Consider the following 22,176-nt stretch of genomic DNA (forward strand, 5'->3'; position numbering starts at 1 on the left):
CCGGGGTCGGCGGCCCGGTGCCACCATCGCCCGGCGCGAGACCGGGCGTGGTTCACCTCTGCCCGGGTCCGCTCAGGTGGGGTGCCGCCGCCACTCGGGCCCCGTACGCGTCCACTCCTCTTCCCACTCGGCCAGGCGATGGCGCGTGGCGACCCGCCGTACGACGACATACGTGACCAGCACACCGGCCGCGACCAGGCCTGTGGCGCAGGCACCCGCCGTCACCGTGTACTGCCAGACGGCCGTGCTGTCCGCGGGGGCGGGCACGGTCTGGCCCTCGTCGTCCAGCCAGATGTACGTACGGTCGCCGATCCTCGTGCCGGCGGGCACCCGTGCCTTGTCCGTACGCGGCGGCTCGCCCGGCTCGGCCCAGCGGACCGTCACCCGGTAGGTCGGCTGGGCTTCGCCCTCGGAGGTGGGCACCGCGGCGGGCACGTGCTGGGTGACCTCGGCGCGCACCCGGTGGCGTTCGGTGCGCTGCACCGCGGCCGTGGCCCGTGCTTCGTCGTACGCCCACCAGCCCGCGGCGATCCCGGCCAGCGGGCCGCCGACGCACAGCAGAATCGCGAGGCCCAGCGCGGTCCACGCCTCCAGTACGTCCGAGCGGCGCCGCAGCGGATTGCGCCGCCAACGCCAGCTCCGCATCAGCGTCCGCATCTCCCGGCCTCCTCACCGCTCGGCCGCTCAACAGCTCGACAGCTCGGCCGCTTGCTCGCGTGCCCGCTCTCGCCTTTCGGCACAGTTCGTGAGTTCCCGCTCTCCTCTCGCCCTCACGGGCGCCCGTCGCCCACGTTTCCACGGTCCTCTTGGTCGGGCGTCTTCGCCAGCCGCCCACGACTGATCCGCGCCCGGTGTGGAACCCGCGGAGCGTGTGTCGGAGCGGGGCGGGCGTCCTGGACGGCGAGAGGGACGGCTCGGGGTGATCAGCCGAAGCGTTCGATCCGGATGCGGTCCACCGGCTGGCCGGCTTCCACCAGCAGACGCGAGGCGTGTTCGGCGAACCCGTTCGAGCCGCACACATAGGCCTCCCAGTCACCTTCGGGCCGGTCGGCCTGGAGAGTCGCCACATGTGCGGCCGACACACGTCCCACGGGCACACCCTCCGGCGCGGTGCGGGTGAACACGGGGGTCGTCTCGGCGCCGTACTCCGACGCGTAGATCAGCTCCTCGGGGCCGCGAGCCGACACGAGCAGCCGCAGCGGCACCGACAGTCCCCGCGCGCGATGGTGGCGGACCATCGACATCAGCGGTACGACGCCGGAGCCCGCGCCGATGAGCAGGGCGGGCCGGTCGCCCGGCCAGGCGAAGAAGCCGCTGAGCGGACCGCGCACCTCCACCTCGTCGCCGGGTTTGGCGACCGTGTGGAACCAGCCGGACACCTCACCGCCGTCGACATGGTCGAGGGTGAGCTCCACGTGCCCGGTGTCGTCGGGCGGTGAAGCGATCGAGTAGTGCCGCTGGGCGACATAGCCGTCCGCCGCCCGTAGCCGCAGCATCAGGTGCTGCCCAGGCACATGGCCCGCCCAGTCCGGCACGGCGAACCGGAAGGTCGCCGCGTGCGAGGTCTCCCGGCGGATGTCGGTGAGCGTGGCGCGCTGCCAGGTGCCCGCGGTGCCGTTGGGCACGGAGATCCGGCCGGGCACGGCGAACCGGGTCGGCGGCACAAACGACGAGGACGGCGAGGACGAGGAAGACCCGGAGGCTGTGGACGCGGAGGACCCGGAGGCTGTGGAGGGTATGGAGGTCTCAGTCACCGGAGTAGCGCTGCTCTTCCCAGGGATTGCCGCGGTGGTGGTAGCCGTTCTGCTCCCAGAAGCCCGGCTCGTCGTGGTCGAGGAGCCTCAGACCCGCGACCCACTTGGCACTCTTCCAGAAGTACAGATGCGGCACGATCAGCCGAGCCGGGCCACCGTGCTCGGCGGGCAGCGGCCCGTCCCCGTACTCCCAGACGATCCAGGCGCGCCCGCCGGTGAGGTCCGCCAGGGGGAGGTTGGTCGTGTAGCCGGTGTGCGCGTACGCGACGGCGTGCGTGGCCTCCGGTGCCGGGCGGACCGCGTCGAGGAACGCGTCGAGCGACACGCCCCCGAAGCGCACCCCGAACTTCGACCAACTCGTCACGCAGTGGATGTCGCCCTCGTACGCGGAGGGCGGCAGTGCGTGCGCCTCGTCCCAGCCCCAGGTGCGCTCCTCGGCGACCAGGCCGTCGACCGTGAACGTCCAGTCCGCGGGCGCCAGGTCCGGCGTGACCTCCGCGGACAGGACGGGCCAGTCGTCGCCCGCGTCGTACTGGCCGGGCGGCAGCCCGTCGTTCAGGACGCGCGGGCGCCCGGTGAAGCCTCGGGTGACGTTCATACGGGAGGTGCCTCCAGGCCTGCCGATCGGCGGCCCTTGATCGTTGCGTACGCCGTCCACGGTACCGGGCCCGCCGGGGAGACCCGCCCGGGATCATTGCGGCCGCATGAACACTCCAGGGTCCTGGGAATAGCTTCCCCTCGATCTGTCTTGCCGCTAGGGCCAGGCGTCGCCCGACGGACGGGAAGGTGACGACAGGCCCCAGAGCCCACCCGGTGCGAAGGAGAGTGACGGAGCAATGCCCAAGGCGTACGTCTTCACCCAGTACGGCGGCCCCGAGACCGAAGCCCTTGTCGACCAGGACCGCCCGAGCCCCGGACCCGGCGAGCTGCTGGTCGCCGTACGAGCGGCGGGTGTGAACCCGGTCGACTGGAAGCAGCGCACCGGTTACCAGCGTCCCGGCCAGCAGCGGCGACCCGTGCCCGCGGTGTTCGGCAACGAGGCCGCCGGGGTCGTCGAGGAGGTCGGCGAGGGCGTCACCGGCTTCGCGGTCGGGGACGAGGTCTTCGGCAACCCGGTCGCCGGGGCGTTCGCCCAGTACGTGCTGCTGCCCGTGACGGTGACCGCGCACAAGCCGGCCGGGGTCTCCTTCACGGACGCCGCGGCCCTGCCGGTCGCCGCGGCGACCGCGTACGACGGAGTCCGCCAGCTGGACCTGGCGGCCGGTTCGACCCTCCTCGTCACGGGAGCGGGCGGCGGTGTGGGCGTCTCGGTGGTCCAGATCGCCCGCGCCGACGGCGTGAACGTCATCGGTGTCGCGAGCGCGGGCAAGAAGGACCTGGTCGAGTCGCTCGGGGCCGTCCACGTGCCGTCGGGCCCGGACTTCGTCGACGGTGTACGGGCTGTGGCGCCCGACGGCGTGGACGCCGTCTACGACCTGGTCGGCGGCGCGGTCCTCGAAGCCGCCTCCGAACTGGTCGCGGACCGGACGAAGCTGATCACCGCGGGCGGCAAGGACATCGTGGCGCGGCTCGGCGGCGCGCCCGTCGCACGGGCCCGTACGGCCGCGGTGCTCGAACAGGTGGTCCGGCTCGTCGCCGACGGAGCGCTGGACCCCTTGGTGACACAGACCTTCCCCCTCGAACGGGCCGCCGAGGCACTGCGTACCGTCGAGGAGGGCCACGCGCGCGGCAAGGTCGTGATCGAGGTCGCCGAATGAGCGGTGCGCGGCACCCGCTGGACAATCCCGCGCTCGCCTCACTGACCGGCCCGCACGCGCACTTCGCCGAACGCCGCGGTCGTGTGCTGCGCTACCCCGTTGACGTGTCGCCCTGGCTGGCCCTGCCGGACGAGCCCGACGCCGACGACTGGGCGGACCTCGCGGCGCTCGTCGGACCGGGTGAGGAGCTCGCGCTGCCCTGCTTCGGCGGGCAGCTCCCGGCGGGCTGGGACGTGACGCTCAGCGTGGACGGTGTGCAGTTCGTGTTCGACGGGCCCGCCGCACCGGACCCGGAGGCCGTGCCGCTCGGCCCGGCCGACGTACCGGAGATGCTGGACCTGGTCGAGCGCACCAGACCCGGCCCGTTCGTGCCGCGCACTCCCGAACTCGGCACGTATCTCGGGATACGCCGGGGCGGCGCCCTCGTCGCCATGGCGGGGGAGCGGTTGCATCCACCGGGCTGGACCGAGATCAGCGCGGTCTGCACCGACCCGGACTTCCGCGGCGAAGGCCTCGCCGGCCGGCTGACCTTGGCCGTCGCCCACGGCATCCGCACCCGGGGCGAGACCCCGTTCCTGCACACCGCCGCCGGCAACACCGCGGCCATCCGGCTCTACGAGTCACTGGGCTTCCGACTACGACGCGGGACGACGTTCCTGTGGGCGCGAGTTCCCGAGCGGTTGGGGAACCGGCAGACGTCGGGGGTCGCGTAACGGCGGTGGCCGGCGTGAGCCCGCACGGCATGTGCCCGCACGGCGTGAGGCGGCGGGCATCACAGGCTTGAAGGCGTTGGGGCGGCGGGTCTGAGGGCGTGGTGGGTTGCACGGCTACGCCCTTCGGCTCAAGTGCCCGCCGCCATGCCTCAGCCGCGCGCAGGCAGGACACTCCCAAGTGGTTGCCTGATGCGACTGGAGGTGGCCCGGGCGCGCGGCGAGGACGGTCGGGAACCGGGCACCGACCGGACTCGGCGCCGTGTAATGTTGCTGTCCGGCTGTGGACGGACCCAGCCGTGAACGGACCGAGGAGGTGAGCCCCATTACCGCTGTGTCAGCGCGGGTGCTCTCGCCTCAGGACCTCACCGGCATCAGGTGACCTAGAGGGCGCCCTTCGGCTTCCCGAAAGGCTCTCGGCTTCCATGCCACCTTCCTACGTACATGTCGTCACCGTGCTCCGCTCCGCGGGCTGTGTCTTCGCCGAGGACGAGGCGCGACTGATCCTCTCCACCGCCCGCACGCCCGCCGAACTCACCGCCATGGTGGACCGCCGCGTCGCGGGCCTGCCCCTCGAACACGTCCTGGGCTGGGCCGAGTTCAGCGGTCTGCGCATTGCCGTTGAACCCGGCGTCTTCGTGCCCCGCCGCCGCACCGAGTTCCTGGTCGAGCAGACCGTCGCCCTCGCTCCCGAGGCCCCCGTCGTCGTGGACCTGTGCTGTGGCTCGGGCGCGGTGGGTGCGGCGCTCGCCGCCGCGCTACCCGGCGCCGAGCTGCACGCCGCCGACGTCGACCCGGCCGCCGTGAAGTGCGCGCGCCGGAACGTCGGCGCGGGCGCTCGCGTCTACGAGGGCGACCTCTTCGAGCCGTTGCCGCACACCCTCCGAGGACGCGTCGGCATTCTGGCCGCCAACGTGCCGTACGTGCCCACCGACGAGGTCGGGCTGCTGCCGCCGGAGGCCCGTGACCACGAACCTCTCGTGGCGCTCGATGGGGGAGGAGACGGGCTCGACATCCTGCGTCGGGTCGCGGTGGAGGCGCCGCGGTGGCTGGCGCCGGGCGGGAGTCTCCTCGTCGAGACGAGTGAGCGCCAGGCGGGCCTGGCCGTCGAGATCATTGCCGGTGCCGGGCTGATACCGCGGCTGGAGGTCTCGGAGGAGTTGTACGCGAACGTCGTCATCGGCACGAAGGCTCTCTGAGGGGCGCGGGACTGAGGCTGCGGGTTGTTCGTGGCTGGTCGCGCCCACGAGGCGGAGCCGCATATGTCACAGCCCCGCGCCCCTTTGGGGCCGCCATTGTGCAACTAGTTGCAAAAAGCCCCCTCGTCGTCTACAAACAAGACAGACGACACCGCGTACGGAGGGCCCCATGAGCCGTTACCCGCATCTGCTGAACCCGCTCGACCTGGGCTTCACCACGTTGGCGAACCGCGTGCTCATGGGCTCCATGCACGTCGGCCTGGAAGAGGCCGAGCGGGGCTTCGAGCGAATGGCGGAGTTCTACGCCGCCCGTGCGCGCGGCGGCGTCGGCCTCATCGTCACCGGCGGCATCGCCCCGAACGAGGCGGGCCGCCCGTACGAGGGCGGTGCCAAGCTGACCACCGAGGCGGAGGCCGAGGAGCACGCCGGGATCACCGCCGCGGTGCACCGCGAGGGCGGGAAGATCGCGATGCAGATCCTCCACTTCGGGCGGTACGCCTACCACCAGGACCTGGTCGCCCCGAGCGCACTCCAGGCGCCGATCAGCCCGTACCCGCCGCACGCGCTCACCGACGACGAGGTCGAGCGGACCGTCGACGACTACGCCAGGGCCGCCCGCCTCGCGCGGCAGGCCGGCTACGACGGCGTCGAGATCATGGGCTCCGAGGGCTATCTCATCAACGAGTTCATCGCCACGCAGACCAACAAACGCGAAGACCGCTGGGGCGGTTCGTACGAGAACCGCATGCGGTTCCCCGTCGAGATCGTCCGCCGGGTGCGGGAGGCGGTCGGCGAGGACTTCGTCATCATCTACCGGCTGTCGATGCTGGACCTGGTGCCGGGCGGATCCTCGTTCGACGAGGTGATCACGCTCGCCCAGGCAGTCGAGGCAGCCGGAGCCACCATCATCAACACCGGTATCGGCTGGCACGAGGCCCGGATCCCGACCATCGCCACCTCGGTGCCGCGCGGCGCGTACGCCTGGGTCACCAAGAAGGTCATGGGCGCCGTGTCGATCCCGCTCGTGACGACGAACCGCATCAACACCCCGGAACTCGCCGAGGAGTTGCTCGCCGAGGGCCACGCCGACATGGTGTCGCTGGCCCGCCCGATGCTCGCCGACCCTGACTTCGTGGCCAAGGCAAAAGCCGGGCGCCCCGAGGCCATCAACACCTGCATCGGCTGCAACCAGGCCTGCCTCGACCACACGTTCAGCGGCAAGATCACGTCGTGCCTGGTGAACCCGAGGGCCTGCCACGAGACGGAGCTCGTCCTCTCACCGACCCGCCTGCGCAAGCAGGTTGCCGTGGTCGGCGCCGGCCCGGCCGGACTCGCCTGCGCGGTCAGCGCCGCCGAGCGTGGCCACGACGTCACCCTCTACGACGCCGCGCACGAGATCGGCGGCCAGCTCAACGTGGCCCGCAAGGTCCCCGGCAAGCAGGAGTTCGACGAGACGATCCGCTACTTCCGTACGCAGCTCGAACTGCACGGCGTGGACGTGCGGTTGAACACCCCGGTCACCGCCGAGGACGTCTCCGCGTACGACGAGGTCGTCGTCGCCACGGGAGTCAGCCCGCGCACCCCCGAGATCCCCGGCGCCGACCACCCCAGCGTCGTCAGCTACCTCGACGTGCTGCGCGACGGCGCGCCGGTCGGCGACCGTGTCGCGATCCTCGGCGCGGGCGGCATCGGCTTCGACGTCGCCGAGTACCTGACCGACAGCGGCGACAAAGCGAGCGAGGACCCGGCGACGTACTTCCGGCACTGGGGCGTCGACATGGAATACCGGGCGCCCGGCGGCCTCGGCACCCCCGAGCGGCCCGCCCCGCCGCGCACCGTCCACCTCCTGCAGCGCAAGACGTCCAAGGTCGGCGCGGGCCTCGGCAAGACCACCGGCTGGATCCACCGCGCCGAACTCAGGCACCGAGGCGTCACCATGGTCCCGGGCGCCCAGTACGACCGCATCGACGACGCCGGCCTGCACGTCACCGTCGACGGTCGGAGTTCCGTCCTGCCGGTCGACACGATCGTGCTCTGCACGGGCCAGGAACCGCGCCGCGACCTGTACGAGGCGCTGCGCGCCGACGGCCGCAGCGTGCACCTCATCGGCGGCGCCGACGTGGCGGCCGAACTTGACGCCAAGCGCGCCATCAAGCAGGGCACGGAGCTGGCGGCGACGCTGTAGAAGCCCTACGGCCCGTCCTTAGGATGACTCCATGTCACTCCCGCACGCGATCCTCACCGCTCTGCTCGAAAAGCCGTCGTCCGGGCTCGAACTGACCCGGCGCTTCGACCGGTCGATCGGCTACTTCTGGTCGGCGACGCATCAGCAGATCTATCGCGAGCTGGGAAAACTGGAGGCCCAGGGGGACATCAGGGCCCTCCCGTCGCAGCAGCCGGCCCGGGGCCAGAAGAAGCGGTACGAGGTCCTGCCGGCGGGCCGCGCCGCACTGGCCAGGTGGACCGCCGCGTCCCAGGACCCGAAGCCGCTGCGCGACACGCTGCTGCTGCGACTGCGGGCCGCGGCGGTGGTCGGCACGGAGGGCATCGAGACGGATCTGCGGCGCCATCTCGACCTGCACCAGCGGCAATTGGCGGAGTACGAGGAGATTCAGGAGCGCGACTTCCCGCCCGGCAAGGACGCGCCGCAGGACCGCCTGCAGCATCTCGTCCTGCGTGCGGGGATCGACCTGGAGACCTTCTGGACCCGCTGGTTGACGCACGCGCTGGAGGAGTTCGAGCGGCTGCCCGCGGCGGACCCGGCGTCCTGACGGTCGAGGTTTGCGACGGTCGGCACGGGACCGGGATTCGGGTGGTCGGCAGCGGCCCGGCTGCCCCGTCGAGACCGGTGTTCCGGCCATCGAGAACGGGGTGCCGGGCCGCCGCCGTGCTCACAGCCGGTGCGGCTTGGCGCGTCGGCGCAGGGCCCAGACCGCGGCTCCGACGCCCACCGTCACCAGGACACCACCCGCGGCGTAGGTGACGGCGCCGTAGTCCTTCGTGGCGCCGCCGATACCGCCCATGACTCCGCGCGACGGTGACGCCGTCGCAGTGGGTGTCGCTGTCCTTGTTGCCGTCGCCGTCGCGGAGATCGTGGGACTGGAGACGGGGGAGACGGTGACGGACTGGGTGCCCGCCGTCCTGCCGTCGGCGCAGACCACGATGACGGTATAGGTGCCGGTGGTGACGCTGGACCAGGCCGCGGACTGGCTGCCGCTGGTCCCGGACAGGGTCACCTGGCGCCCCTGGGCGAAGTTGGCCTGACCGCTGGAGAGCAGTGAGGCGTTGCCCATCGAGCCGTTGGCTCTGGTGGCGCAGTCGGTGGTGGTCACCTGCACCGTCGTTCCACTGGTGGTCACGTTGATGACCGTGTTCACCGCGGCGGCCTCTCCGGCGGTGAGGGTCAGCGGCAGCGCGGCGGCGGCCGCCACGGTCAGGCCGGAGCGGACGAGCATCTGAGTAATACGCATAGGACTGCCCTCCGACAGCACGGTTGGCGGTACATCCCATGCGCCGCCGAGGATTGGGAACGTCCGTGTGCCTTCGGACCGAGCCAATGCGACGATCACCGGTTCCGCATGCGGGCCAGGACCGGGCAGGTGACGAATTCCTTCGTCCGGCCGACCGACGACGGCGTGCCACAGGCCGACCGGCGACCTCCCGTAGGCGGAGCGGTCTCCCACAGACACCCGCCATACCGCAGCACTACAGCGCCACCGCCCCGCCCTACGGCCGCGCCGCTCCCGTCGTCACCGTCCGCTCCGCCGAGAAGGCGCCCCACGTCCCGTCCGGCAGCTTCGCCCTGATCCGCACCCGCTGGGTGACCCCGGCCTCCCGCCCCACGTAGAAGCTGTACGTGGCCTTGTCGCGCGGGGCGGTCCCGCCCCAGACGAGCGAGGTGGTGGGCTGCCGGTCGAGCTGGATCTGATACTCCGTGATCACCCCGTCGAGCAGCTCGGAGTTCGGCGGAATCCAGGCGAGGTCGAGGTAGTACGCCCCGTCGGTGCGGTGCGTCGTCGCCCGGAAACCGGTCGGCGCCAGGCCCGAGCCCGACCCCGTGTCCGTGCCCTTTCCGTCGTCGGAGCCAGGGGAGGTCGTGATCCGTACGGCCTCGCTCGCGGGCGAGACGTTGTCCGCCGCGTCACGCGCCCGGACCGTGAAGGAGTACCGGGTGCCCGGCCGCAGCCCGGTGACCACGGTCGCCGTCTGTGCGCCGCCCACACTGTGGATCTTCGTATCGCCCTGATAGACGTCGTACGAAGCCACGCTCCGGTCGTCCGTGGACTTGTCCCAGGACAGCTGGGCGGCCCGGCTCCCGGCCGCCTTGCCGTGGGGGCGTTTCGGGGCGCTCGGGGCGCGTTCGTCGGCGGCGGTCGCGGCCGGCGTGGCGGCCCGCACCCGCTCGCTGGGCGGTCCGAGCCTCCCGTCGGTGCCCCGCGCCCGTACGGAGAAGGCGTACATGGTCGACGGCTTGAGCCTGGTGATGTCGACCATGTGGTCCGAACCCGGCACTTCCTTCACCTTGGTGGTGCCGCGATACACCTCGTAGTGGGCGACCTTGGGCTCCCCGGTAGCCAGGTTCCACATGACGTGCACGCTGGTGGAGCTGCCCGCCGCCGCGGTGACGCCCGCCGGGGCCCCGGGCGGTCGGCCGGCCCCGTCCGAGTCCTGGCCGCCCCAGCCGCAGGACACCGCCATGAGCAAAGCGCCGGGGACCGCCACGGCTCGCAGGAGTACGCGTCGCACAGCTCTGCCCTCCCTTGAACGGGATTGGTCCGGACCAATATGGCCTGGTCGGCGTGCCCACATCAAGAGGGCCGTGTTCGCGGTATCGATCGGACGTTACGTATGCTGATGCTCTTGGCGGCTGAACTCGCCTTTGTCGCAGGGCAGTTCACGCCGACGGTGCGGAACGCTGTCGTCGCTGATCCCGCGCCGGCGAGGGCGGCCGGGCGGCCGGAGCCGACATCGGCTCCGGCCGCCCGGCCCCCGACGAAACGTCACCGGGCCTGCTCCGTACGGCCCCCCAACGGTGGCCGCGTGCTCGAACCCCCACCAGATTGGGCTGAGTGTTCGTCAGTACCCGTCCAGGAGAGGGTCTCTTATCGTGCATGCCCAGTCCCGGTCGCTGACGCTGGCCGCGGCCGGTGCTGCCCTGCTCACCTCCACCACGATCGCCGCCGTCGCTCCTTGGCCCGGAGCCGTGCACGAGCGCGCGGGAAACGAGGGGAACGCGGGGCGCGCGGGAAACGCGGGGCCGCAAGGGAATCCCGGGCGGGAAGGGAACGCGGGGCCGGAGGGGGATCCCGGGCACGACGGGAGGAGCGTCCGGGCCGCGGACCTTCTGGCCGTGGTGCGCGACTGCGTTCCCGTCTCACGCGGCTTCTTCCGCAGAGACGACGGGGCGCCCGCGGACATCCCCGTCTGCGGCAAGTACGGCGCGGTCTTCTGGAAGGCCGACATGGACATCGACTGCGACGGCCGCCCGGGCCGGTACTGCAACCAGACCACCGACCCGTTCTTCTCCGACACCACGTCCTACCGGCAGTCCGACGGCCGCTATCTCAGCGCCGAGACGCTTCCGTACATCGTCGTGCCCGCCGCGAGTGACATCTGGAACCACCACGCGCACAGCGTCCGGCGCGGCACGGTCGCCGCCGTGATCCACGGCGACCGGGTGCAGTACGCGGTCGTCGGCGACGTCGGTCCCGGGGACGTCATCGGCGAGGCGTCGTACGCCACGGCCCGGGGCCTCGGTATCCGTCCCGACCCCAGCGGTGGCGGGGCGGCCTTCGGGGTCACGTACATCCTGTTCGAGAACTCCAGCGCGTCCCCCATCGAGAACCCCCGGGCGGCCGTCGCCGTGGGCGAGCGACTTGCCCGGGAGTTCGTCCGGCGGAACCGGGCGATCGCGGCCCATGAGGACGCCCGGCTCACACCTTCCGATCACACCTTCCGATAGCTGTACGCCTCCGCGGCGGCCGCCTCCACCGCCGCCAGGTCGGCTCCCGTGGACGCCGTGACGACCGCCGCGACCGCGCCCTCGACGAAGGGCGCGTCCACCAGACGGGTGCCCGCCGGGAGTTCGTCGCCCTCCGCCAGCAGGGCCTTCACGGTGAGAACCGCGCTGCCGAGGTCGGTGAGGACGGCGACACCGGCGCCGCGGTCCACGGCGGCGGCCGCGGCGGAGATCAGCTCGGCACTGGTGCCGAAGCCGCCGCCCTCGATACCGCCCGCGGGCGCCACCGGAGCGGTCGTACCGCCGCCGGCGAGCCCCGTCGCCAGTTCGGCGACCGAGGCGGCCACCGCCGCGCTGTGCGACACGAGCACGATGCCCACCAGCTTCTCCACGCTCAGCTGCTCCCCGCCGCCCGGCGCATTCGGCACGTCACTCACCGGCCGCCTCCGCGAGCGCCGCGATCAGGAGGGCCGAGGAGGTGGCACCCGGGTCCTGGTGCCCGATGCTGCGCTCTCCCAGGTAGCTCGCCCGGCCCTTGCGGGCCTGCAACGGCGTCGTCGCGAGGGCGCCCTCCTCGGCGGCGGCCCGCGCCGCGGCGAAGGACTCGCCGAGCGCGTCGACCGCGGGCACCAGCGCGTCGATCATGGTCTTGTCGCCGGGCGCGGCCCCGCCGAGCTGCATCACCGCGTCCACACCGGTACGCAGCGCCTGAGCGAGCTCCTGCTCGCCGACCTCGGCCGCGTCACCGAGCGCCTTGCCCGTGCGGCGCAGCAGTGTCCCGTACAACGGCCCCGACGCGCCGCCCACCGTCGAGATCAACTGCCGTCCGGCGAGCATCAGGACGGCACCGGGCGTGTCCGGCGCCTCCTTCTCCAGCGTGGCCGCCACGGCCGTGAAGCCGCGCCGCAGGTTGCTGCCGTGGTCGGCGTCGCCGATCGGCGAGTCGAGGGCGGTGAGCCGTTCCGCCTCGCGGTCCACGGACGCGGTGGTCGCCGTCATCCAACGGCGGAAGAAGTCGGCGTCGAGCACTGGATCTCCTTGCTGGGTAAGGGAGTTGACCGGTCGTACCGGCGCTGGGGCGGGGAGCGTCACAAGCCCCGGCGTCACACGCCCCAGCGCAGGCCCGCCGTACGTACCGGCGCGTCCCACAGCCGCAGCAGTTCCTCGTCGACCTGGCACAGGGTCACCGAGGCGCCGGCCATGTCGAGCGAGGTGACGTAGTTGCCGACCAGCGTGCGCGCCACCGGGACCCCGCGCTCGGTCAGTACCCGCTGCACCTCCGCGTTGAAGCCGTACAGCTCCAGGAGCGGTGTGGCGCCCATGCCGTTCACCAGGACCAGGACGGGGTTGCGGGGGTGCATGTCCTCCAGGATCGCGTTCACCGAGAAGTCGGCGATCTCCCGTGAGGTCATCATGGCCCGCCGCTCCCGGCCCGGCTCACCGTGGATGCCGACGCCCAACTCCAGCTCCCCGGGCGGCAGATCGAAGGTGGGGCTGCCCTTGGCCGGAGTGGTGCACGCGCTCAGCGCGACACCGAAACTGCGCGCGTTCTCGTTGACCTGCCGGGCGAGTGCCTCCACCCGCTCCAGCGGCCGGCCCTCCTCGGCCGCCGCGCCCGCGATCTTCTCCACGAACAGCGTGGCACCGGTCCCGCGGCGGCCCGCGGTGTAGAGGCTGTCGGTGACCGCAACATCGTCGTTGACGAGGACCTTCGCGATCTGGATGCCCTCGTCCTCGGCCAGCTCCGCCGCCATGTCGAAGTTGAGTACGTCACCGGTGTAGTTCTTCACGATGAACAGCACGCCGGCGCCGCTGTCCACGGCAGCCGCCGCCCGCACCATCTGGTCCGGCACCGGGCTCGTGAACACCTCGCCGGGGCAGGCCGCCGACAGCATCCCGGGGCCCACGAACCCGCCGTGCAGCGGCTCGTGCCCCGAACCGCCGCCCGACACCAGCCCCACTTTCCCGGCCACCGGAGCGTCCCTCCGTACGATCACCCGGTTCTCGACATCCACGATCAGCTCGGGATGGGCGGCCGCCATGCCTCGCAGTGCGTCCGCGACAACGGTCTCCGCGACGTTGATGAGCATCTTCATGGATACCTCCTGGTGAGACGTGCATCTGTGCTTCCGGCCTGCGTATTGCCTGGTCGGATACGGTAAGGGAAGCTTTCGGTCTTGGCGATCGGTGGCGGTTGAAAGCGGGGGCCGGCGGGGCTGATGCCGAGCCGATGCCGACCTTGCTGACAGGTCGTCAGGCCCATGTGTTGGATGGATCCGCAGTCCTGACAGCCTGCTCTCGGAAGTATCAGCCTTGGGGCGGCGATGGTCACGTGTGCCGGCGCTCTTGGGTGTCCGGGGGTCGCAGGGCCCCATTCCTCACGCCGACCTCGGCCGGCCGGAGCCGTCCCGGGACGATGTGCCTCTGCTGTGTGCAACCCGGCGCTGATGTGGCCGAGGAGCACCTGTGAGGCAGTTGTTTACATCGTGTAAAGGTGCATGTCGCCCTCGCGCTATGCCTGTTCAGGCGTGAACGACAAGACCTCATTCCGGACAACTATTTGTTCAGGCCATGACACTGGCGGCCTTTCAGTGTGAAGATCTCCACGCCGCGCGGCACGACCCCCCATGCACGTTCTCCCTGGATGGCTGACCACCATCGGGATTTCCCACACGGCTGCCATCGAGCGGCCGGAAGGAGCAGGAGTGCCGAGATCCTTGCGTCCCCGCAGACCCAGACTGTCTCGTAGTCCCCAGCGCGTCACGGGAAGCGCGCTGTTTGTCGTGACCGCCCTCATCGCCGCCGCGGCCACGCCGGCGACCGGAGCGTCCGCCCAGCCGAACCAGGCCCAGGCCCCGGCCCGGATCGCCGCGGAGACCAGGGCGGGCGCGGCTCCCGTCCCGCTCACCCCCGCTCAGCGCAGCAGCCTGCTGAAGTCCGCGGCGAAGTCCGCCACCGTCACCGCCGGTGCCCTCAAGCTGGGCGCCGAGGAGAAGCTGCTGCCGAAGGACGTCATCAAGGACGCCGACGGCACCGTCCACACCCGCTACGAGCGCACCTTCGCCGGACTCCCCGTCCTCGGCGGTGACTTGGTGGTCCATCAGCGCGGCGCCGGCCGGACCGTCAGCAAGGCGACCGACGCTCCGGTATCCGTGTCGACGACCGACGCCACGGTCGCCGCGTCGACGGCGAAGAAGTCGGCGCTTGCCGCCGCCAAGGCCGACGGCACCGGGCAGGTAAAGGCGGACGGAACACCGCGACTGGTCGTCTGGGCAGGCGACGGCGCGCCCGCCCTGGCCTGGGAGTCCGTGGTCACCGGCGTCGAGGACGACGGCTCTCCGCGCGAGGTGCATGTCGTCACCGACGCGAAGAGGGGTAAGAAGCTGCGGGAGTTCGAGACCGTCCACCCCGGCGTGGGCAAAGGCCAGTTCAACGGCGAGGTGAACCTCGGCAGCACCCGCAACGGAGACGTCTTCGAACTGACCGACACACAGCGCGGCGGCCACAAGACGTACGACCTGGGCGGCACCACGACCGGCACCGGCACGCTCTTCACCGACGCCGATGACATCTGGGGCGACGGAGCCCCGTCCAACCGCCAGACCGCCGCCGTGGACGCCGCGTACGGTGCCCAGCAGACCTGGGACTTCTACCACGACCAGTTCGGCCGCAACGGCATAGCCAACGACGGCGTCGGCGCCTCCTCCCGGGTCCACTACGGGAACGGCGTGGTCAACGCCTACTGGGACGACGACTGCTTCTGCATGCTCTACGGAGACGGCAAGGACAACGCGAACCCGCTGACCGCGCTCGACGTCGCCGCCCATGAGATGACCCACGGCGTCACCAGCGCCACCGCGGACCTGTACTACTACAACGGCGAGTCCGGCGGCCTGAACGAGGGCAGCAGCGACATCATGGCCGCCGCCGTGGAGTTCTTCACGAACAACCCGAACGACGTACCCGACTACGAGGTCGGCGAACGGATCGACATCAACGGCGACGGCACCCCGCTGCGCTACATGGACCAGCCCTCCAAGGACGGCGACTCACAGGACTACTGGTCCACCGCCACCGAAGGGCTCGACCCGCACTACTCCTCCGGCGTGGCGAACCACTTCTTCTACCTCCTCGCCGAGGGCAGCGGCCAGAAGACCGTCAACGGCGTCGGCTACAACAGCCCCACCTACGACAGCGAGCCGGTGCCCGGCCTCGGCCTGCACAACGCCACGAACGTCTGGTATCGGGCGCTGACCACCTACATGACGTCCACCACCGACTACGCGGGCGCCCGCGTCGCCACCCTCCAAGCCGCCGCCGACCTGTTCGGCCGGTCCAGCGAGGCGTACGAGGCCGTCGGCAACACCTGGGCAGCGGTGAACGTGGGCCCGCGCTTCGTTAATCACGTCGCGCTGCCGGTGCCCTCCAAGCAGGAATCCGCGACCGGTCAGCCCGCCACGCTGAGGATCGCGGCGGACACCAGCCGTCCGGGCAGCCTCACGTACGAGGCCACCGGCCTGCCCGGCGGCCTGGCCATCGACCACGAGACCGGCGTGATCTCCGGCATCCCGGCCGAGGCGGGGGAGTTCACCCCGACCGTGACCGTGAGTGCCGCAGACGGATCCGCAGCCGAGGCCGATTTCACCTGGAGTGTCATCGCTTCCGGTGGCGACTTCTTCGTCAACCCGGGCGACGTGCGGGTCCCCGACCTGGGCGATCCGGTCGAGTCCCCGCTCATCGTGACCGGTCGCACCGGCAACGCCCCGAGCACCCTCCAGGTCTCGGTGGACATCGTCCACACCTACCGCGGCGACCTGGCGATCGATCTGGTCGGCCCCGGCGGCACGACGTACCGGCTGAAGAACGTCTCCGGCGACTCCGGCGACGACATCCACACGACGTACACCGTCGACGCCTCCGCCGAACCGGCCGACGGCACCTGGAAGCTCCGCGTCCAGGACCTCTACTCGGGCGACACCGGCTACATCGACAGTTGGAAGCTGACCTTCTGACCAGCGGTCCCGGGTCTGTGGTGCCGGTGGGTATCACAGACCCGGAAGGCGGGTTGTGGCTGTCCGGCTACCGCAGACTCAGCCCCACAGCGGAAAGAGCGCCAGATGTCGTACGCCGCGAGTCGCGGGTGGGGGCAGGGATTCATCGGGCCGCCAGCGCGTCGAGGACCGGTCCTCCCGCCAGACCGAGTCCGAGGGAGACCGCTGTGGCCGCGTACGCGACGACGCGTGCCGTGCGGTCCCCCTCCGTGCGGCCCGGGGAGGCGCCGCGGGAGACCGTGGGCACGATCCAGCGCAGGTAGTAGAACAGGGACGCCACGGTGTTGACGGCGGCGAGGACGGCGAGCCACGCGTAGCCGCCGTCGAACACGGCGGCGAACGCCTGGAGTTTGCCGAGGAACACCGCGGTGGGTGGCGTGCCGACCAGGCCCAGCAGGCAGATGACCAGGCTCGCCGCCAGCAGCGGGCGGTCCTTCGCGAGCCCCCGGTAGTCGTCCACCGTGTGGGCCCGGGGGAGGGCGCAGACGACGGCGAACGCCCCGAGGTTGGTGACCGTGTAGGCCGCGAGGTAGTACAGGAGCGCCTGTTGCGCGAGGTCCGAGCGGTCGACCACGGCCACCGGCATGAGCAGGTAGCCGACCTGGCTGATCGTCGAGTAGGCGAGCAGCCGCTTCACGTCCTGCTGGAAGAACGCGCCGAGGTTGCCCAGCGTCATCGACGCGGCGGCGAGCACGGCGATCAGCGCCGCCCACGGCAGCGGGCCGCCCGCGAAGGCCGCGTCACCGACCCGGAAGAGCGCGGCGAGCGCCCCGATCTTGGGCAGGGTGGTGAGCAGCGCGGCGACCGGCGCGCTGCTGCCCTGCACGGCATCGGGCACCCAGAAGTGCGCCGGCACGCCGCCCGCCTTGAACAGCACCCCCGCCAGCAGCCCGATCGCACCGACGGCGACCAGCGGCTCCGGGGCGTCGCGCAGCGCGTCACCCAGCATCGGGTACAAGGTCGCGCGCCCGGCCGCGTAGAGGACGGTGACACCGGCCAGCAGGAGTACGCCGAGCAGGGCACCGACCACGTAGTACTTGAGGGCGGCCTCGGTGCCCGGACCGTCCTTGCGGAACCCGGCGAGCGTGTACGCGGGGATGCTCGCCAGGAGATACGCGGCGGCGAACAGCAGCAGGTCCTGGGTGCCGGACATCATCAGCGCGCCCAGGGCGGCCAGTTGCACCAGGACGTAGAACTCGCTCTCCCGGGGATCGCCTCGCAGGGGGCGGAAGGAGACACCGAGGACGAGGAGCGTGCCGCCGAGGACGACGATCCGGGACGCGCCGGTCACGGTATCGACGGCGAAGGCTTCCCCGAAGGCCGTCGTGGCGGGCTCGGTGGCCGCCACCGACGCCGCGACGATCCCCGCCACGCACGCGACGACCGCCAGCAGCCCGACGGCCCACTGCCGGGCGCGCGGCAGCCAGGACCCGAGCAGCAGCCCGAGTACCGCCGAGGCCGCCAGCAGCACCTCGGGCAGTAGATCGAGTGGGTTCTCGTTCATCTCGGTCATCGGGCGAGCAACTCCAGGACCGAGCGGGAGGCCGGTTCGATGACGTCCAGCAGGAAGCGCGGTGCCACACCGAGGACGACGGCCAGGACGAGCAGCGGAACCACGGCGAGGCTCTCGTGCACCCGCAGGTCGGCGAACGCACGCGGGGTACCCGGCGCGTCGGGCAGCCGCAACGGCCCCGTGAACACCTGGCGCAGCGCCCGCAGGAACAGCCCGGCCGTGAGGACGATGCCGAGCACCGACAGCGCCGTGGCCAGCGGCTGAGGCCCGAGACTGCCCGTGAAGATCTGGAACTCGGCGATGAAACCGGAGAAGCCCGGAAGCCCCAGCGAGGCGAAGGCCGCGACGCCCGTCATCGCGGCGAACACGGGCGCCACGGCGGCGAGTCCGGAGTAGGCGCCCATGTCGTAGGTGCGTCCGCGCTCGTGGAGCACCCCCGCGAGGAGGAACAGCGCGCCGGTCAGCAGCCCGTGGCTCACCATCTGGGTCACGGCTCCGGTGACGGCGAGGGAGCGCGCCTGCTCGGAGCTGTCCGCCGTTGCGGCCGCCGCGCCGACGGCCAGTACGACATAGCCCATGTGATTCACGGAGGTGTACGCGACCATCCGCTTGAAGTCGGTCTGCGCGAGCGCGACCAGCGCCCCGTGGAGGACCGAGAGCACGCCGATGACGACCAGCACGAGGGCGTACCGGCGCCAGGCCTCGGGCAGCATCGGCATGGCGATCCGTACGAACCCGTACGTGCCCATCTTCAGCAGCACCCCGGCCAGGATCGCCGAACCGGCGGCGGGCGCCTCGACATGCGCGAGCGGCAGCCATGTATGGAAGGGCACCGTCGGGGTCTTCACCGCCAGACCGACCACGACGGCCAGCAGCACCACAGCCCCGTACGCGGACCGCCCGGCGAGCGGGTTCTGCTCGGTCAGCTCGACCATGTCGAAGGTGTGCGGCGACGCGGCGAGATACAGGCCGATGAAGCCGAGCAACAGGGCGAGCGACCCGATGAACGTGTAGAGGAAGAACTTCAACGCGGCACGGGCGGCCTGCCGATGACCCCATCCGGCGATGACGAAGTACATCGCCACGATGGACAGGTCGAAGAAGACGAAGAACAGGATCAGGTCGAGGGCGACGAACAGCCCGAGGCAGGTCGTCTCGAGGAAGAGGAACAGCGCCGCGAACTCACGGATCCGGCGGTTCTCGCGCAGCGAGTAGACCGCGCAGGTGAGGAACAGCAGACAGGTCAGGGCGAGCAGCGGAAGCGACAGGCCGTCGACGCCGACGTGGTAACTGACCCCCGCGCCCGGAATCCAGCGGGCGCGTTCCTCGAACTGCATTCCCCCGCCCGGCTCGTACCCTGCCCACACCGCGATGACCAGGACCAGTTCGACGGCCGACGCCGTCACCCAGACCGCGCGGAACACGGCCGGTGCCGTACGGCGGGGCAGCGCGAACAACAGCAACGCGACGGCCGTGGGCGTGAAGACGAGGGCGGTCAGCAAACGGATCACCTCACGAGGACGAGGACGACGGCGAGGACGGTGAAGGCGGCGACCGCCTGGGCGAGGTACTGGTGCAACTGTCCCGTCTGCGGGCGGCGGGCCCAGCGGCCGAGGGCACGGGTTCCGGCGGCGACCGCGCCGACCGTCCCGTCGACGGCTCGTTCCACGACGTCGTCCGTCCAGCGGGCGAGCCGGACGGCGGCGGAGGCCGAGCCGTCGACGGCACGGTCCAGGACCCGGTCGTCGAACGCCGCGGCGGCGCGCGCCAGTCGCATCGTGGGCGCGACCAGGAGGACATGAGCCGCGCGTTCGAGGCCGAGCCAGTCGGCGAACCCCGACGTCACCCGCGCCGCCAAGGGCAGCGGGCGCGCGCCCCAGCCCCAGGCTGCCGCGGTGGCCAGGAGAGCCAGACCGGCGGAGAATACGAACTCCCAGGCATGTGGGGCGGGTTGACCGGAGACGGCGAGGACACGGCTCACGCTGTCGCGTACCGGAGGGAAGGCCGGAACCACCAGCGCCACGCAGGCGAGGGCCGGCAGGACGAGAGACCCAACGGCACCGGCCGGGATGTGCCGGGCTTCGGGGCGCGCCACCGCCGGACGCCATACGAACCACAACGCCTTGGCGCTGTAGACCGCGGACAGGAGGGCAGCGGCAAGCCCGGCCGCGTACAGCCAGGGACTGCGCTCCAGGGCACCGGCGAGCAGTACGTCCTTGGCGGCCCAGAGGGAGAGCGGCGCAAGCCCGGCCAAGGAGAGCGCGGCCACGGTGAAGGCCATGCCGACCGTACGGTGATGGCGGGCCGCGCCGAGGAGCGCGGGCAACTGCTGGGTGCCCAGCGCGTTCAGCCAAGCGCCCGCCGCGAGAAACAGCAGACTCTTCGCCGCCGCGTGAGCGATGAGCTGGAGCGTGCCGCCGGTCGTGGCGCCCGCCCCTGCCGCCAGGACCATGAAGCCGATCTGCGCACAACTCGACGCGGCCAGCAGCTGTTTGAGGTCGGTCTGTGCGACTGCGACGAGCCCGAGGAGGACGGCTGTGGCCGCCCCCGTCCAGGCGACCACGTCGTCGCCCCAGCCGGAGGCCTCCAGCAGCGGCCCGGTCCGCAGCAGCAGGTACGCGCCCGCGACGACCATGGTCGCCGAATGCAGCAGGGCCGAGACCGGACTCGGGCCCCGCATCGCCTTCGACAGCCAGAAACTGAAAGGCAGTTGGGCCGACTTGCCGAGGGCGGCGACGACCACGCCCGCGGTGATGAACGACAGCCACGGCTCCTCGGCCCGCGCGAGGCCGTCGAGCGAGAGCGACGAGTTCCGACCGCCGCCGCTCGCGAGGGCCGCGCCCGCCGCCAGATAGAGGCCGAGGTCCGCGGTCCGGGTCGTGAGGAAGGCGGTGTCGGCCGCACTCGTACGCTCCGGGTCCCGCCACCAGTACCCGATCAGCGCCCATGAGGTGGCGCCCATGACCTCCCAGCCCATCAGCAGGACCGGGAGAGTGGCGGCGGTGACCGTGACGAGCATGCTCCCGGCGAACAGCAGCATCAGCCCGAAGAACCGCGCCCGCGCCTCACCCGCGCCGAACTCCGCCGCGCTGAAGAGGAGTACGACGAGGGTGACCGCGGTGACCGTGACCGCCAGCAGCCCCGACAGACCGTCCACCGCGAGTCGCATCGGCAGACCGTCAAGGAATGGTGCCTGCGCGCTCGGATGCCGGAAAGCCGCGGCGACGGCGAGTCCCACCGTGGTGGCCGCGACCGCGAGCGCCACGCCCGGCGACGCACGATCGGCCCGCCGCCCCACCACCAGGAGCAGCACACCGGCGCCGAGGGGCAGGGCGACCAGTGCCCACAGCAGAGCGCTCATTCCTTCAACTCCGCAGCCATGTCGGTCATGTCGATCTCCCGCGACCGGAACAGGGCGGTGACGACGGCGAACCCGATGGCCATCTCCAGGGCCATCGCCGTGACCGCCACCACGATCAGGACCTGCCCCTCGGACGCCGCCGGAGCGATGTAGTGCCACGCGGCCGCGGCAGCCAGGATGACCCCGCCGAGCATCAGCTCAAGGCCCATCATCAGCATCACGATGGACTGCTGGGTGAGGGCACCGAACAGGCCGACGCTGAACAGCGCGGCGGCCAGCAGCAGAAACAGCTCCAGACTCACCGGCCGACACCACCCCGTACGGGATCGTCCGCGCGCCGCGCCCGCAGATCGTCTCCGAACCGGTCGTACCGTCCGCGGCGGGTGGCCAGCACGACGGTGGCGACGATCGTCGCGAACAGGGCCATGCCCAGGGTCATCATGGTGAGCATCTGCGGGCCCATAAGCGACATACCGAGTTCCATGGTGGGGTCTGCCGGAGCCCTGCCCCGGCGGGCGGGCCAGGGCGCGAGCAGGATCCCGGCCGCCAGCAGCGCGAAGACCAGGCCGCAGACGACGGCCGCGCCCTTCTTGTTGTGGATCATCGTCATCGGCATGAGCCCGGCCGGGTTCATCATGTACATCACCATGAAGACCGCCATGATGGCCATCTCGATCGTCATCATCAGCACGATGACGATGCCCAGGTAGTCCAGTCCCAGCAGGACGACCAGCCCGCCCACGCACAACAGCGAGGCCAGCAGGGAGAACGTCGCCCGCGCCATGGAGTCGAAGCGGAACACCATCACTCCGCAGACCACCGCAAGGACGGCCAGTACCCAGAAGACCGCGACATCCATCGCCGTACCTCAC

The 22,176-nt window shown here is 71.4% G+C and carries 20 protein-coding genes; 7 read left to right on the forward strand and 13 right to left on the reverse strand.

Annotated elements, in window-relative coordinates:
- Positions 1-72: 72 nt before the first annotated feature.
- The 3 genes from OHA11_RS43760 to OHA11_RS43770 form a co-directional block, all read right to left on the reverse strand.
- The gene (locus tag OHA11_RS43760) at positions 73-657 is read right to left on the reverse strand and encodes a hypothetical protein (protein WP_266506549.1); all 585 of its coding nucleotides are present in this window, start codon (positions 655-657) and stop codon (positions 73-75) included.
- 266 nt (positions 658-923) lie between these two features.
- Positions 924-1,664, reverse strand: a complete 741-nt coding sequence (locus OHA11_RS43765; RefSeq protein ID WP_266506550.1) for a ferredoxin reductase — start codon at positions 1,662-1,664, stop codon at positions 924-926.
- 82 nt (positions 1,665-1,746) lie between these two features.
- A complete protein-coding gene (locus OHA11_RS43770; RefSeq protein WP_266506552.1) occupies positions 1,747-2,352 on the reverse strand; it encodes a sulfite oxidase-like oxidoreductase in 606 nt (201 codons plus the stop codon).
- Between the two features lie 238 nt (positions 2,353-2,590).
- Between OHA11_RS43770 and OHA11_RS43775 the strand changes: the two genes are divergently transcribed.
- The 5 genes from OHA11_RS43775 (at position 2,591) to OHA11_RS43795 (ending at position 8,191) form a co-directional block, all read left to right on the forward strand.
- The gene (locus OHA11_RS43775) at positions 2,591-3,511 is read left to right on the forward strand and encodes an NADP-dependent oxidoreductase (protein WP_266506553.1); all 921 of its coding nucleotides are present in this window, start codon (positions 2,591-2,593) and stop codon (positions 3,509-3,511) included.
- Entirely contained in the window at positions 3,508-4,224 is a 717-nt protein-coding gene (locus OHA11_RS43780; RefSeq protein ID WP_266506555.1) for a GNAT family N-acetyltransferase, read from the forward strand. The genes OHA11_RS43775 and OHA11_RS43780 overlap by 4 nt, the downstream gene beginning before the upstream one ends.
- Before the next feature lie 422 nt (positions 4,225-4,646).
- Positions 4,647-5,420 (forward strand): putative protein N(5)-glutamine methyltransferase, encoded by a 774-nt coding sequence (locus OHA11_RS43785; RefSeq protein ID WP_266506556.1) that lies wholly within the window; start codon positions 4,647-4,649, stop codon positions 5,418-5,420.
- A gap of 169 nt (positions 5,421-5,589) precedes the next feature.
- Positions 5,590-7,605, forward strand: a complete 2,016-nt coding sequence (locus OHA11_RS43790) for an NADPH-dependent 2,4-dienoyl-CoA reductase (RefSeq protein ID WP_266506557.1) — start codon at positions 5,590-5,592, stop codon at positions 7,603-7,605.
- A gap of 31 nt (positions 7,606-7,636) precedes the next feature.
- Positions 7,637-8,191: a PadR family transcriptional regulator gene (locus OHA11_RS43795; RefSeq protein ID WP_266506559.1), complete on the forward strand. Its 555-nt coding sequence runs from the start codon at positions 7,637-7,639 to the stop codon at positions 8,189-8,191.
- A 120-nt stretch (positions 8,192-8,311) separates the two neighbouring features.
- Here OHA11_RS43795 and OHA11_RS43800 read toward each other — a convergent pair whose 3' ends face one another.
- Both OHA11_RS43800 and OHA11_RS43805 read right to left on the reverse strand, forming a co-directional pair.
- Positions 8,312-8,890 carry a hypothetical protein gene (locus OHA11_RS43800; protein ID WP_266506561.1) on the reverse strand — a complete coding sequence of 193 codons (579 nt, stop codon included), beginning with the start codon at positions 8,888-8,890 and terminating at the stop codon, positions 8,312-8,314.
- A gap of 256 nt (positions 8,891-9,146) precedes the next feature.
- Positions 9,147-10,166 carry a fibronectin type III domain-containing protein gene (locus OHA11_RS43805; RefSeq protein WP_266506562.1) on the reverse strand — a complete coding sequence of 340 codons (1,020 nt, stop codon included), beginning with the start codon at positions 10,164-10,166 and terminating at the stop codon, positions 9,147-9,149.
- Positions 10,167-10,527: 361 nt separating this feature from the next.
- On the opposite strand from OHA11_RS43805, the gene OHA11_RS43810 reads away from it, so the two are divergent.
- The gene (locus OHA11_RS43810) at positions 10,528-11,382 is read left to right on the forward strand and encodes a glycoside hydrolase family 75 protein (RefSeq protein ID WP_266506563.1); all 855 of its coding nucleotides are present in this window, start codon (positions 10,528-10,530) and stop codon (positions 11,380-11,382) included.
- Here OHA11_RS43810 and OHA11_RS43815 read toward each other — a convergent pair.
- From OHA11_RS43815 to dhaK, 3 genes are all read right to left on the reverse strand, one after another.
- Positions 11,367-11,777, reverse strand: a complete 411-nt coding sequence (locus OHA11_RS43815; RefSeq protein WP_266507852.1) for a PTS-dependent dihydroxyacetone kinase phosphotransferase subunit DhaM — start codon at positions 11,775-11,777, stop codon at positions 11,367-11,369. The two genes, OHA11_RS43810 and OHA11_RS43815, sit on opposite strands and share 16 nt — an antisense overlap.
- 31 nt (positions 11,778-11,808) lie before the next feature.
- The gene (dhaL, locus tag OHA11_RS43820; RefSeq protein WP_266506565.1) at positions 11,809-12,408 is read right to left on the reverse strand and encodes a dihydroxyacetone kinase subunit DhaL; all 600 of its coding nucleotides are present in this window, start codon (positions 12,406-12,408) and stop codon (positions 11,809-11,811) included.
- Positions 12,409-12,482: 74 nt separating this feature from the next.
- Complete coding sequence (gene dhaK, locus OHA11_RS43825; RefSeq protein WP_266506567.1) at positions 12,483-13,475, reverse strand: dihydroxyacetone kinase subunit DhaK; 993 nt, start codon at positions 13,473-13,475, stop codon at positions 12,483-12,485.
- A gap of 687 nt (positions 13,476-14,162) precedes the next feature.
- On the opposite strand from dhaK, the gene OHA11_RS43830 reads away from it, so the two are divergent.
- On the forward strand, positions 14,163-16,391 hold the full coding sequence (locus OHA11_RS43830; protein ID WP_266506569.1) for a M4 family metallopeptidase: 2,229 nt from the start codon (positions 14,163-14,165) through the stop codon (positions 16,389-16,391).
- A gap of 142 nt (positions 16,392-16,533) precedes the next feature.
- Here OHA11_RS43830 and OHA11_RS43835 read toward each other — a convergent pair whose 3' ends face one another.
- The 5 genes from OHA11_RS43835 to OHA11_RS43855 are packed head-to-tail and all read right to left on the reverse strand — an operon-like array spanning position 16,534 to position 22,163.
- The gene (locus OHA11_RS43835; RefSeq protein ID WP_266506571.1) at positions 16,534-17,943 is read right to left on the reverse strand and encodes an NADH-quinone oxidoreductase subunit N; all 1,410 of its coding nucleotides are present in this window, start codon (positions 17,941-17,943) and stop codon (positions 16,534-16,536) included.
- Positions 17,940-19,445 (reverse strand): NuoM family protein, encoded by a 1,506-nt coding sequence (locus OHA11_RS43840; RefSeq protein WP_266506573.1) that lies wholly within the window; start codon positions 19,443-19,445, stop codon positions 17,940-17,942. The genes OHA11_RS43835 and OHA11_RS43840 overlap by 4 nt, the downstream gene beginning before the upstream one ends.
- Before the next feature lie 5 nt (positions 19,446-19,450).
- Complete coding sequence (locus tag OHA11_RS43845; RefSeq protein WP_266506575.1) at positions 19,451-21,304, reverse strand: NADH-quinone oxidoreductase subunit L; 1,854 nt, start codon at positions 21,302-21,304, stop codon at positions 19,451-19,453.
- Positions 21,301-21,606 (reverse strand): NADH-quinone oxidoreductase subunit K, encoded by a 306-nt coding sequence (locus OHA11_RS43850; RefSeq protein ID WP_266506577.1) that lies wholly within the window; start codon positions 21,604-21,606, stop codon positions 21,301-21,303. Before OHA11_RS43850 ends, OHA11_RS43845 begins: the two co-directional genes overlap by 4 nt.
- The gene (locus tag OHA11_RS43855; RefSeq protein ID WP_266506579.1) at positions 21,603-22,163 is read right to left on the reverse strand and encodes an NADH-quinone oxidoreductase subunit J; all 561 of its coding nucleotides are present in this window, start codon (positions 22,161-22,163) and stop codon (positions 21,603-21,605) included. The genes OHA11_RS43850 and OHA11_RS43855 overlap by 4 nt, the downstream gene beginning before the upstream one ends.
- Between the last annotated feature and the right edge of the window lie 13 nt (positions 22,164-22,176).

It is taken from the genome of Streptomyces sp. NBC_00878 (assembly GCF_026341515.1).
In the GTDB taxonomy this organism is placed as follows: domain Bacteria; phylum Actinomycetota; class Actinomycetes; order Streptomycetales; family Streptomycetaceae; genus Streptomyces.

What these genes read in the sequence shown, in the direction of transcription:
- OHA11_RS43760 (WP_266506549.1), bottom strand. Translation starts at nt 657, where the DNA reads ATGCGGACGCTGATGCGGAGCTGGCGTTGGCGGCGCAATCCGCTGCGG.
- OHA11_RS43770 (WP_266506552.1), bottom strand. Translation starts at nt 2,352, where the DNA reads ATGAACGTCACCCGAGGCTTCACCGGGCGCCCGCGCGTCCTGAACGAC.
- OHA11_RS43775 (WP_266506553.1), top strand. Translation starts at nt 2,591, where the DNA reads ATGCCCAAGGCGTACGTCTTCACCCAGTACGGCGGCCCCGAGACCGAA.
- OHA11_RS43780 (WP_266506555.1), top strand. Translation starts at nt 3,508, where the DNA reads ATGAGCGGTGCGCGGCACCCGCTGGACAATCCCGCGCTCGCCTCACTG.
- OHA11_RS43785 (WP_266506556.1), top strand. Translation starts at nt 4,647, where the DNA reads ATGCCACCTTCCTACGTACATGTCGTCACCGTGCTCCGCTCCGCGGGC.
- OHA11_RS43790 (WP_266506557.1), top strand. Translation starts at nt 5,590, where the DNA reads ATGAGCCGTTACCCGCATCTGCTGAACCCGCTCGACCTGGGCTTCACC.
- OHA11_RS43795 (WP_266506559.1), top strand. Translation starts at nt 7,637, where the DNA reads ATGTCACTCCCGCACGCGATCCTCACCGCTCTGCTCGAAAAGCCGTCG.
- OHA11_RS43800 (WP_266506561.1), bottom strand. Translation starts at nt 8,890, where the DNA reads ATGCGTATTACTCAGATGCTCGTCCGCTCCGGCCTGACCGTGGCGGCC.
- dhaK (WP_266506567.1), bottom strand. Translation starts at nt 13,475, where the DNA reads ATGAAGATGCTCATCAACGTCGCGGAGACCGTTGTCGCGGACGCACTG.
- OHA11_RS43835 (WP_266506571.1), bottom strand. Translation starts at nt 17,943, where the DNA reads ATGACCGAGATGAACGAGAACCCACTCGATCTACTGCCCGAGGTGCTG.
- OHA11_RS43845 (WP_266506575.1), bottom strand. Translation starts at nt 21,304, where the DNA reads ATGAGCGCTCTGCTGTGGGCACTGGTCGCCCTGCCCCTCGGCGCCGGT.
- OHA11_RS43855 (WP_266506579.1), bottom strand. Translation starts at nt 22,163, where the DNA reads ATGGATGTCGCGGTCTTCTGGGTACTGGCCGTCCTTGCGGTGGTCTGC.